Below are 12,992 nucleotides of genomic sequence, written 5' to 3'. Positions count from 1 at the left end.
CTTTCGTCCTTATAATAATTTTATTATAAGGACGAAAGACTTTGCTTCCGCGGTACCACCTTATTTATGATTTAACAAAAATCATACCTCTTTTTAAAGGCTACTCTTTTAATATGAACCCTATCCATATATCGCTGGTTACGTTCTAGTCTACTAAAATTTCTTTCAACTAGAAAGCTCTAGAGTGAGTATTATATATTCTCATTAACATCAACTCTCATCACTCGTTGATTCTCTGTAGTTAACGAACTAAATATTTTTCTCTCTATCATAGCTTATTATACAATATTAAACTTTTTTATCCATATTTCATTATATTGTTATTTTTTCCACTTGTCAACACAAAGTTAAAATATATTACATATCTGTAATTTTATTGATTTTCTACAACTTTCCGGGAACTCCCTTCTCTTATTTTACTAATTGATAAAGCTATTACTAAAGATAATACTGTAGGAATTACCCATGCAAATCCCATATTTGATAATGGTATTAAATTAGTTATAGATTTTACAAATTCTAACTTTACACTTATTGATGGAAGAGTTTCAATTATACTGCAAACTAAAGATGTATATACTGTAGTTCTTAAAACAAATCTATTCTCTGATAATTTATTAGATAAATTAAGCAATACTAACGTTATAGATACTGGGTATAATATACATAACACTGGTACAGATATTTTTACTATTTTGTCTACGCCAAAGCTTCCGATACCTATACTAACTAAAGATATCACTATGGCATTCAATTTATAAGATAACTTTCCGCCGCTTACTTTTTCAAAAAATCTTGATCCTGCTGTTATTAATCCTACTGATGTTGTAAAACAAGCTAATCCTATAGCTATTCCAATAATCATACTTCCATAAACACCTAAACTTCTCTTAGATATTTCTAATAATAAAGCTGTTTTTGATATTTCTCCAGATATTATTGAACTTGTTTGAGCGCCCAAATACATTAATCCACCATATACTAAAGCTAATCCTAAAATTGCAACAATACCTGATTTTATAGTTAGACTCATTACATCTGACCCTTTATACCCTTTATCTGTAATTGAAGAAGTTATTATTGCGGCAAACATCAGTCCAGCTAAAGCGTCCATAGTTTGGTATCCTTCCATTAAGGAATTTGAAAACACTGAAGTTGTATTCATGTTTGCTACTTCTCCTATTGGGAAGAATATACCTTTAAATATTATTGTTAAAAGAGTAATTAATAGTGCTGGAGTTAAAAATTTTCCTATATTATCAATTATTTTTGAAGACTTTAACACAAAACATAAATTTATAGAAAAATAGATTATCATAGATACAAGTGGTGTCATCCATGGAAACATAGGCTGTATTGTCAATTCATAAGTTGTAGCTGCTGTTCTTGGTATTGCTAGCATAGGTCCTATAGCGAGAAATATAGCAATAGAACATAACATAGCAAATGTCTTACTAATTTTCCCTGCCATATCTTCAAAACTTCCATTAGACTTAGAACAAGATAGTATAGAAAGGAATGGTAATCCTACTCCAGTTATAACAAATCCTAAATTAGCTAATAAAAACTTATCTCCTACCTGTTTTCCTAAAAATGGTGGGAATATTAAGTTACCCGCTCCAAAAAACATTGCAAAAAGTGCAAAGCCTATAATTAAAAAGTCTTTATTATTCTTTTTCATAAAGTACAACATCCCTTCTTCAAATTTAAAATAATTCCACATTACATAAGTAATATTCAATATGCAAATTTAAAAACGCATTTTAACTTAAAATATCTAAATTGTGTACATAGTTTTTATAGTCTAAAAACTAAGTCAAGTAATAAAAAAAGCCTTTCATCCTAATAAATAAACTATTATTATAAGGACGAAAGACTATACTTACGCGGTACCACCTTACTTTATGACTAAAAACTAATCACATCTCTTTCAAGTCAACTTCTAATTGTAACACAGTAAATTAATCATACAATATTATTTTAAGTTAACCCTAACCATATATCGTTGGTATACGTCCTTGTCTACTCAAAAATTTTTCGACTAGGAAGCTCTGGAGTGAGTATTATATCCCATTAACACCAAATCTCAGCAAATATTGGTTCTCTGTAGTCAACTTATTGGATAATTTTATCTCCGTCATAGCTTAAAAATTCTTTATTGAATTTAATTTATTGTCTCTCATTATATTTAGAATTTTACAAGTTGTCAATATAAAAATGAAACTTTTTTTTATTTCTTGCTTTTCCAAAATTCCCCTAAGATTTTTTCTATGTCATCTGAACTTCTAACTATGAAATTATTCATCCATTCTCTCGGAAATAATTTTTGATAATTTTTGCTTGTAAATCTGTCATCTATAAGCAAAATTGCACCAATATCCTTCTCTGAACGTATAACTCTTCCAGCAGCCTGAAGAACTTTATTCATGCCTGGATACATATAGGAATACTCATAACCACAATTGTTTTCTTCATTAAAATGATTCATTATTATATTTCTTTCAAAACCTATTTGAGGAAGACCAACTCCTACTATAATTGCTCCTGAAAGTCTTTCTCCCTTTAAGTCTATGCCTTCTGAAAATATGCCTCCAAGTACTGAAAAAGCCACTAAAGTTTTTTCTCCTTCTTCATAAAAGTTATTTAAAAATTCTTCCCTTTCTTCTTCTTTCATAAAAGAATTTTGCACAATAATTTTTACATCATTATATTCTTTTTCAAACACTTCTAATACCATATCCATATATTTATAAGATGGAAAAAATACTAAATAATTTCCCTTTTTAATTTTTATAAAAGCTTTTATATAGTCTACTATTTTTCTTACACTATTTTCTCTGTTTTTATATCTAGTAGATATATTAGATGCTATCATTAATGCTCTATTTTTTATAGAAAAAGGCGATTCAAACCTCATGGAATAATCATCTTTATCCCCGCCTAAAATATCTTTAAAATATTTTATAGGAGTTAAAGTAGCAGAAAAAAATATTCCAGACCTTCCTCTCTTTATTGCCATATTTAAAAGATTAGCTGGATTCAAACAGAATAATTTCAATTTTGAATTTTTACCTTCTTTTTCAACGTAAGTTACAAATTTTCCATCATAAAATTCACTAATCCTTAAAAAAGCTAAAACATTAAAATAGATTTGTAATATTTCTTCATAACCTTCTCCTTTTTCATTTCCCTTTAACCATTCCTCTCCTTCATTAACTAAATTTCTCAAATAAGGATATATTTCTAATGGCTCTTCCTTCTGCATATAAAAACCATCTTCATTACATTTTTTATTCATGTCTAACATATAGGAATTCAATTTATTAAATATCTTATAAAGCTTTGAAGAAGAATTTTTTGTTAGTTTTTTTCCATTTAAAAATTCTTCTTTAGTTAATTCAGCAGAGAACATCTCTCTTCCTCTATCTACTAAATTATGTGCTTCATCTATTAAAAATAAATAATCTTCCTTACCTGCATCAAAAAACCTCTTTAAATACACTCTAGGATCAAACACATAATTATAATCACATATAACACAATCTGCCCAAAGTGTTAAATCCAGTGATAATTCAAAAGGACATACTTTGTATTCTTTAGAATATTTCTCTATAACAATCCTATTAATTAAATTTTCCCTTTTAAGTATTTTCATTATAACTTCATTTACTCTATCAAAATGTCCTTTAGCAAATTCACATTGTTCTCCATTACAAGTAGGTTTATCTTTGAAACATATCTTATCCTTAGCAGTAATAGTTGCAACTTTAAATTGTAGTCCTTTACCCTCCATTTTATTGAAAGCTTCTAATGCTACAGAAGAGGTTATAGTCTTAGCGGTTAAATAAAATATCTTAGATATTAACTTTTCTCCCACAGCCTTTACTCCTGGAAATATGGTAGATATAGTCTTCCCTATGCCTGTTGGAGCTTGCAAAAATATATTTTTCTTCTGAGAAATAGTTCTATATACTGCTACAGCTAATTCCCTTTGACCACGCCTATAATGTAAAAAAGGAAAAGTTAATTCCTTTATGCTTTTATCTCTCTTTTCTGACCAATCTTTGGTAAATTTTGCCCAAACATAATATTTTTCTATTAATGAATAAAAAAAGCTCTCTAATTCCTTTAGAGAATACTCATTTAATATATATTTAATTTTTCCTGTCTCTACCTGACAATAAGTTAACTGTACTCCTATAATAGGTATCTCGTTTTGTTTTGCATATATATAGGCATAACATTTTACCTGTGCCATATGTAATGGATTATAATTTTCATCTATTCCTTCTATATCTCTTGTGGTGCTTTTTATTTCATCTATAATTATTTCATCATTATTCTTTATTATTCCATCCGCTCTTCCTTCTAATGTAATGGTCATATCTCTATATTCAAAAGTGTGCTTTAATGAAACCTCTGGTAAATAATCTTCTCCTTTGTTTTTCTGTATCTTTTGATGAATTCTAGTCCCATCTACTGCTCTACTACTTCCTATAAAGGTAGAGTCTAAATCACCAGTTCTTAATATAAATTCCACTAAATTTCTTACAGATATTCTAACTTCATTATTCATAAACATCAGCCTTTAATAATATATTTACTCTATATTAAAAATTCTATATTATAATGCTTTTTCCTTCTTTAAAAATTGAATGTGTCTATTCATTTGAATTATATTAAATATTACTGCCATTATACAAGATATAATCAAAAGATTGCCTATTTCATGCAATGGCAAAATATACGTTCTATGAATAAAAATAAATATTATAACTAAAATATTAAATATGTTTTTCAATATTCTAAAGTAATGTTTTCTAATATAACTATTAAAATATTTATCTTTAATATTACATTCTAAAAATATCATAATTAATAAAGATGAAAAAAGAAACATCAAAAATTCAAACATAAAAATGCCCCCTTACTTTAGTTATAAAGTTAACTATAACTATATTATAAAGGGGCATTCTTACTATATTCTTACGTAAATCTTAACATTTACTTAAATTTTAATATCTTATTTCTCTATTCACTATTTCATCTAATTTTTCTTCATTGAATCCTGGGAAAGAAACATCTTTAACTAATTCCCATCTCTCCACATGTGTTAACGTTTCATTAGGTTGAAGATTTGTTATTGGTGATAGAGTTTCCATTTCTGTCATAAATTCATTAGTATAGGTTTCATAAGATACTCCAAAATCCGGATATTTTTTTTCTTTGTGATGATTAAATTTTTTAATAAACAGATTATTATGATTAAAATATGCGGCCCAACCTTCTTGGTTAGATAATCCTAATTTAAATGCTTCCTTTATATCTTTATTATGTTTCAAAATTATATATTTATCTCCAAAATAAACACGAGAATCATTCATTTTTGAATATGGCCATAAAGATAAAACTCTATTAGGAAGCAATCCAGTATCTCTTTTCGGTTGTGGTATTATCTCTATACCCCCTGATGCCATAACTGTAAGAGCCCAAGCTGAAAGTTCTATAGTCCACGCATTTTTATTAATTAATCTATGAGTTACCTTAACATTGCTTCCACTTTCACTTAGATTTATTTCTATCTCCTTTTTTATCTGTGTCCAAGACTCTACTCCACTTTCTAATACAACTCCATTTGCGCTATTTATCCATTTCACCTGCTTATTATCTGGTATATAGGTTCTAGGATTTTCCTCTGGACTATGCCATAATCTATGTCCACCTGCTAAATGCCATTGTTCACTAAATACTTCCATTGTACTTGGAATGTCATCACAAAATTGATTTTCTTCTTCTAAAAAACTATATTTTATTATTCTAGGTCCCATGTCTAGGGTAACATAAAGTTCTACTTCTTGATTAAAAACTCTTAAACATTTACCAAAGTTCTTGTAGTTAGTTTCCTGTAACTTTACGTTCATTATTAAATACATCCCCTTCTTATAAAATTAACACCAAGACCTTCCTTACTTACTATTAATTATACCATATAATGATTTAAAATTGTCTTTTAAAGATACATATAAGCTTTTATATGCATCATAATATTTCATATAACTATTATAATTTGCTTCTATAGGCTGTTGTGAGTTTTCTCTAGTTATTATACTATCACAGGCTTCCTCTATAGAGGAATATATTCCTGCCCCAACCCCTGCAAGAATTGCAACTCCCAATGCAGGCCCTTCACTGGAATTAATCGTTACAACTTCACTATTAAACATATCTGATTGCATTTGCCTCCAGAGAGGACTTCTGCTTCCTCCTCCAGATGCTCTCACTTCTTTAACATCTATGCCTAATTCCTTTATAATTTCCATACAATCCTTCAAACTATAACTTACTCCTTCCATAACTGCTCTTAACATATGAGCTTTAGTATGACGGGGAGTTAGTCCAAAAAATACTCCCTTAGCATAAGAATCTAAATGAGGAGTTCTTTCTCCCATTAAATATGGAAGATATATAAGTCCCTCACAACCGTGTTGCACATTTAATGCTTCCTTTGTCATAATTTCATAAGGATCTATCCCCATAAGCTTTGATGCTTCCTTTTCTGACGTACAAAGGTTATCCCTAAACCATTTTAAAGATAGCCCTGCTCCCTGAGTTACCCCCATTACATGCCAAGTATTGGGCACTGCATGACAAAATGTATGAACTCTTCCTAATGGATCTATTGTAACTTTATCTGTATAAGCAAAAACTACTCCTGAGGTTCCTATGGTTGATGATACTATTCCAGGTTTTACAATACCATTTCCTATAGCTCCTGCTGCCTGATCTCCTGCTCCTCCTACCACTATAGTTTCTTTATTAAGTCCTGTAATTTCCGCTACTTCTCTTTTTATCTTTCCTGTAACTACTTGTGATTCATATACTGGAGCTAAAAGTTCTTTATCTATTTGTAGTTTTTCTAATACTTCACTGCTCCAATTTCTTTCTCTTATATTCAAAAGTTGCATACCACTTGCATCTGAAACCTCTGTTGCAAATTCTCCCGTAAGCATAAATCTTATATAATCTTTTGGCAGTAATATTTTATTAACCTTTTCATAAATTTCAGGTTCATTATTTTTTACCCACATAATTTTTGAAGCTGTAAATCCTGTTAAAGCTGGATTTGCTGTTATTTCTATTAATCTTTTTCTTCCTATTAAATTGGTTATTTGTTCACACTCTTTGCTTGTTCTTTGATCTGCCCATATAATTGAAGATCTTAATACTTTATTATTCTTATCTAATAATACAAGTCCATGCATCTGACCTGATAATCCTATACCTTTTATATCTTTACTATTAACTCCACTTTTCCTTATAACATCCTTAATACTCTTTACTGTTGCTTGCCACCAATCTTCAGGTCTTTGTTCAACCCAGCCTGCTTTTGGTTGGTAAAGTTCGTATTCTTCTGTAGAAGTACTTATTGTATTGCCATAACCATCAAATAACACAGTCTTTGTACCAGATGTTCCTATATCTATACCTAATAGATATTGTTTCATTCTTAACGCCTCCCTTTTTGTGTAATTTAAATTAACAGTGAAAAACTTAGAGGGGTTTAAGCTTTTCACTGTTTTTCAATTTATATTATATTTTTTACTTATTACATTTATTGGACTTCAGTTATATACTGATTTACTATGCTTTCAAGCATTTCCTGTCTTCCTGATGTATTCTTTACTTCTCCTAATGATAAAGCATGTTTCTCTAATTGTTTAAATCCAACTTTTCCTTCTACAATTTCTTTTCCTATACCTGTAGTATAGCTTTCATATCTCTTATCTATAAAGTTCTCTAGTACCTTGTCTTCTAATAATTTATGTGCAACTTTTAATCCTCTTGCAAATGTATCCATACCTGCAATATATCCATAAAATAGATCTATTGGTTCAAATGAAGCTCTTCTTACTTTTGCATCGAAGTTAAGTCCTCCTTTATGTAATCCATCATTTTTCAATATTTCATACATAGCAAAAGTTCCATCATATATATTTGTTGGGAACTGGTCTGTATCCCATCCTAACATTAAATCTCCTTGATTTGCATCTACACTTCCTAAAACTCCATTGATTCTAGCCATATTTAATTCATGCTGGAAGGTATGTTGTGCTAATGTAGCATGATTAGCTTCAATGTTCATTTTAAAATGCTTCTCTAGATCATATTTTCTTAAAAATCCTAAAACTGTAGCTACATCAAAATCATATTGATGCTTAGTTGGCTCCTTTGGCTTTGGTTCTATTAAGAATTGACCATCAAATCCTATTTCTTTAGCATAATCTACAGCCATGTGTAAAAATCTTGCAAAGTTATCTAATTCTAATGTAGTATTAGTATTTAATAAAGTTTCATAACCTTCACGTCCACCCCAGAATACATAGTTTTCTCCACCTAATTCTTTTGTAATTTCAAGAGCCTTCTTAACCTGAGCTGCTGCATAAGCAAAAACATCTGCATTAGGTGAAGTAGCTGCTCCATGAACAAATCTTGGATTGTTAAAAGCATTAGTTGTTCCCCAAAGAAGTTTCTTATCTGAATCCTTTAAAAATCCCTTCATATACTCCACTATTATATCTAAATTCTCATTAGTTTCTTTTAAATTTCTTCCTTCCGGCGCTATATCTCTATCATGGAAACAGAAAAATTCTACTCCCAATTTATCCATAAACTCAAAATTTGCTTTTACTCTAGCTTTAGCTAATTCAATAGGGTCTGTAATGTTGTCCCAAGGACGAAGCATTGTTCCTGCTCCAAATGGGTCTGCTCCATTTGCAGTGTAAGTATGCCAATAGGATACTGCAAAACGTAAATGCTCTTTCATTGTTTTATATCCTATTTTTTCATCAGGATTGTAATATTTAAATGCTAATGGATTCTTTGAATCCTTTCCCTCATATTTTATTTTTGGTACTTCTTTAAAAATATCTTGCATAATAATAGCCTCCTCACAATAATTAAAATTTAAAATCTTATGGTCTTCTATAAATAACTAATACCTCTACTTTTATATTTATATAGTTATTTTTCATAAGATGTCTAAGCCTGCTTGTTTTTAGAAGTTATGTCCACCCACACTGCAATCAATAATATTAACCCTTTAACTATATATTGCCAAAATGGCTGAGTGTTTAACATACTCATTCCATTATCTATACTTGCCATAACTAAAGCTCCTACCAAAGCTCCACTTACAGAACCTGCTCCACCTGCTAAGCTTGCTCCTCCAATGACACAGGAAGCAATAGCATCTAGCTCAGCATTTTGTCCTGCTGCTACAGAACCCGCATTTAACCTAGCCGCCAAAAGAATTCCAGCTATAGCTGCCATTAATCCATTAATAGCATAAATTATTAAAACGCTTTTATTTACATTTATTCCTGATAATTTAGCTGCTTCTCTATTACCACCAATTGCATATATTCTTCTTCCAAATACTGTATTGCTACTAACAAATGAAAATATTACAGCAAGTACAAGCATTATAAATACAGGCACAGGAAACCCTTGATATTTGTTAAGTATTACTATAAACAATAGTGTTATTATAGTAATTGCTACTATCTTAGCAAAATCTAAAGCTTTTGATGGTACTTCTAGTCCATATTTGATTTTTTTCTTTCTACTATTTGACATTATTAAAATGCTAGCTACTATAGCCAATGTCCCTACAATGTAGCCAAATATATCTGGGAAATAAGCCTGTCCTACTATCTTTAAATCCTTTGTAAGAGGCGCTACTGTTTGACCTTTACTTATTCCAACAAGTATCCCTCTAAATACTAACATTCCTGCAAGAGTAACAATGAAAGATGGAACTTTTTTATAAGCAATCCACCATCCATTCCATAATCCTAGAATTAATCCTAAAGCTAAAACTATAGCTATTGTAGTTATAGCATTCATTTTATACCAAACATTAAGTATAGCTGCAATTCCTCCTAGTAAGCCTAATAAAGAACCTACTGATAGATCTATTTCTCCTAATATAATTACAAAAACCATTCCAATTGCTAGTATTCCTGTTATGGACATCTGTCTTAAAAGATTTGATAAGTTTCTTGGAGTTAAAAAATTTCCATCAGTTGTAACAGTAAATATTATCCATATAGATATCATTGCTATTATCATTGTATACATTTTGGAGTTAATTTTTATTTTTTTACTTTCTTTCTTATTTTCCATTATTGCTACCTCCTATAGCACATTCCATAATTTTTTCTTGAGTTAAATCTTTATTTATAAAATCACCTTTTAATTCTCCTTCATGCATTACAAGAACTCTATCACTTATTCCTAGCACTTCTGGAAGTTCTGATGATACCATAATTATGGAAATACCTTTTTTTACAAGTTCGAACATAAGCTTGTATATTTCATATTTTGCCCCTACATCTATTCCTCTAGTAGGTTCATCCAATATTAATATCCTAGGTTGAACTAAAAGATTTTTCGCTAAAACTACCTTTTGTTGATTTCCTCCACTTAAACTACCTACATTTAAGTTCATGCTAGAGGTTTTTACTTTTATTTCTTCAATATATTTTTTTACATCTAGTATTTCCTGATCTTTATCTATACAATTAAAACTTCCCTTATATTTAAGTATATTAGCTATAGTTATGTTATTCCTTACAGACATATCAGCTATAATGCCATGTCTTTTTCTATCTTCTGGCACCATAGCAACACCATATTTTAATGCATCACTTGGACCTTTTATATTAAGTTTCTTTCCTTCTAAATAAGCTTCTCCTTCATATTTTCCTGGATAGCTTCCATAAATACAGGATACCAATTCTGTTCTTCCTGAACCTATAAGTCCAGCTATACCTAAGATCTCTCCCTTTCTTAACTTAAAGTTTAAGTCTTTCACTTTTTTTATTTTTTTATTTGAGCTATCATAGGCTGTGAAATTTCTTACTTCAAAAAACTCTTCTCCTATTTCATGCTCTTCTCTAGGATATAAATCTTTCATTTCTCTTCCGACCATCATTTTTATGATTTTTTCTTCAGTTAAATTTTCTATTTTTTCTGTTCCTATTGCCCTTCCATCTCTTATTACTGTAACATTGTCTGCTAATAACATTACTTCATTTAATTTATGTGATATATATATACAGGTAACCCCTTTTGCTTTCAATCCTTTCATTATTCCCATAAGTACTTTAACTTCACTATCTGTTAATGAAGCAGTAGGCTCATCTAATATAAGTAATTTTGCATTTTTAGCTAATGCTTTTGCAATTTCCACTAACTGCTGTTGTCCTATACCTAATTCTTTTACTTTAGTAGCTGGATTTATATCAAGCTTTACCTCATCCAACAGCTTTTTGGTCTTATTGTACATTTCATTAAAATTAATAATTCCATGATTACTAATTTCAGATCCAATAAATATATTTTCGCTAATTGATAATTCCTTAATTAAAGCTAGTTCTTGATGAATTATTATAATGCCTAAATTTTCTGAATCCTTTATTCCATTTAAATTTATCTTTTTACCTTCATATATTATTTCCCCACCATGGGTTCCAGTCTTATAAATTCCACTTAAAACTTTCATTAATGTGGATTTACCAGCACCATTTTCTCCACATAATGCATGTATTTCTCCTTTTTCAACTTTAAGACAGACATTATCCAAAGCCTTTACACCTGAAAACTCCTTAGTTATATTATTCATTTCTAATATATATTTGCTCATACAAACTACCTGCCTTTTTATTTAATTTTTACTAAAAGGAAAAAGCTTTTTTCTTTTCCCCTTTAGTAAAATATTAATTTAATATATTTAATAGGCTACTTATTTTTTATAAACTTCTTCCGTAGTATGGAATCCATCTTTTATTATTGTTTCTTTCATATTATCCTTAGTTACTGCTATAGGAATTAATAATTTTGATTTAACATCTTTTTTCCCATTGTTAGTAACACCATTTGTTTCTACTTCTTCATCTTTAGCCATTTTAACTGCCATTTCTGCTGCGTTTGTTGCTAATGTTTTTATTGGCTTATAAACTGTCATTGTTTGTTTTCCTTCAACTATTCTTTGACATGCTGCTGCATCTGCATCCTGTCCTGAAATAGCTACTTTACCATCTAATTTCTGAGCTGCTAAAGCTTGTATTGCTCCACCTGCAGTACTATCATTTGAAGCTACAACTGCATTAATTTTATTGTTATTAGCTGTTAACGCATTTTCCATTATCTTTAAGGCTTCTTCTGGTAACCAGTCCTTTGCCCATTGATCTCCAATAACTTTTATTTGATTTTTATCTATAAGTGGTTTTAGAACATTCATTTGTCCTTTTCTAAATAATTTAGCATTATTATCAGTTGGTGAACCACCCATTAAGAAATAATTTCCTTTTGGAACTTGTTTAACTAAAGCTTCCGCCTGTAACTCTCCAACTTTTACATTATCAAAAGAAATATAATAATCCACATCACAATTAGTTAATAATCTATCATAAGCTAATACTTTTACTCCGTTTTTATGTGCTTCCTCTACAATAGCTCCCATGGCTTCTCCATTATGCGGAATTACAACTAATACATCTATTCCTTGGGAAATTAAGTTTTCTGCCTGTGAATATTGAGTTTGGTCATCTCCGTTAGCTGATTGAACTAATACATCCGCACCTAGTTCTTTAGCTTTTGCTGTAAATAAATCTCTGTCATGCTGCCATCTTTCAAGCCTCAAATCATCAATAGACATACCTATCTTTATTGATTTCTTACTATCTTTTTTAGCTGTTGTTTCCTTTTTCCCTGAACAACCAACTAAAGCTGCTGCTGTCATAACTGTCACTAAAGCAAAAGTTATTACTTTAAAAAGTTTTTTGCTTTTCATTCAAAACTCCCCCTAATCAGTTTATTGTTAATGTTTACATTTAAATCTTATATGTAATCTCATCATTTATCCATGCACTTATTTGCTTAAAAGCTGTACATATATGTTCTCTTTAAAAACAAAAAAGTGCTATATA

General features: G+C 29.8%; 9 protein-coding genes and 2 other annotated features. All 9 genes read right to left on the bottom strand.

Going from position 1 to position 12,992, the window contains the following annotated elements:
- Positions 1–24: 24 nt before the first annotated feature.
- Positions 25–281: a binding site (T-box leader), on the bottom strand.
- Positions 282–373: 92 nt separating this feature from the next.
- Entirely contained in the window at positions 374–1,681 is a 1,308-nt protein-coding gene (gene brnQ, locus J2Z24_RS12295) for a branched-chain amino acid transport system II carrier protein (protein ID WP_035145599.1), read from the bottom strand.
- A gap of 180 nt (positions 1,682–1,861) precedes the next feature.
- Positions 1,862–2,150: a binding site (T-box leader), on the bottom strand.
- A gap of 80 nt (positions 2,151–2,230) precedes the next feature.
- Entirely contained in the window at positions 2,231–4,582 is a 2,352-nt protein-coding gene (locus J2Z24_RS12290; RefSeq protein WP_477100029.1) for an ATP-dependent DNA helicase, read from the bottom strand.
- 42 nt (positions 4,583–4,624) lie between these two features.
- Positions 4,625–4,915, bottom strand: coding sequence for a hypothetical protein (locus J2Z24_RS12285; protein WP_035145594.1), 291 nt, complete (start codon positions 4,913–4,915; stop codon positions 4,625–4,627).
- 100 nt (positions 4,916–5,015) lie between these two features.
- The gene (locus J2Z24_RS12280) at positions 5,016–5,921 is read right to left on the bottom strand and encodes a hypothetical protein (protein WP_035145591.1); all 906 of its coding nucleotides are present in this window, start codon (positions 5,919–5,921) and stop codon (positions 5,016–5,018) included.
- A gap of 45 nt (positions 5,922–5,966) precedes the next feature.
- Positions 5,967–7,505 (bottom strand): xylulokinase, encoded by a 1,539-nt coding sequence (xylB, locus tag J2Z24_RS12275; RefSeq protein ID WP_035145589.1) that lies wholly within the window; start codon positions 7,503–7,505, stop codon positions 5,967–5,969.
- 107 nt (positions 7,506–7,612) lie between these two features.
- Positions 7,613–8,935 carry a xylose isomerase gene (gene xylA / locus J2Z24_RS12270; protein WP_035145587.1) on the bottom strand — a complete coding sequence of 441 codons (1,323 nt, stop codon included), beginning with the start codon at positions 8,933–8,935 and terminating at the stop codon, positions 7,613–7,615.
- 104 nt (positions 8,936–9,039) lie between these two features.
- The gene (locus J2Z24_RS12265; RefSeq protein WP_035145586.1) at positions 9,040–10,185 is read right to left on the bottom strand and encodes a sugar ABC transporter permease; all 1,146 of its coding nucleotides are present in this window, start codon (positions 10,183–10,185) and stop codon (positions 9,040–9,042) included.
- Entirely contained in the window at positions 10,175–11,707 is a 1,533-nt protein-coding gene (locus J2Z24_RS12260; RefSeq protein WP_035145585.1) for a xylose ABC transporter ATP-binding protein, read from the bottom strand. The genes J2Z24_RS12265 and J2Z24_RS12260 overlap by 11 nt, the downstream gene beginning before the upstream one ends.
- Before the next feature lie 99 nt (positions 11,708–11,806).
- Positions 11,807–12,856: a D-xylose ABC transporter substrate-binding protein gene (xylF, locus tag J2Z24_RS12255; RefSeq protein ID WP_035145583.1), complete on the bottom strand. Its 1,050-nt coding sequence runs from the start codon at positions 12,854–12,856 to the stop codon at positions 11,807–11,809.
- Between the last annotated feature and the right edge of the window lie 136 nt (positions 12,857–12,992).

The organism is Clostridium tetanomorphum (genome assembly GCF_017873215.1).
Lineage (GTDB): Bacteria > Bacillota > Clostridia > Clostridiales > Clostridiaceae > Clostridium_AO > Clostridium_AO tetanomorphum.
This window is presented reverse-complemented; position numbering and strand designations above follow the sequence as displayed.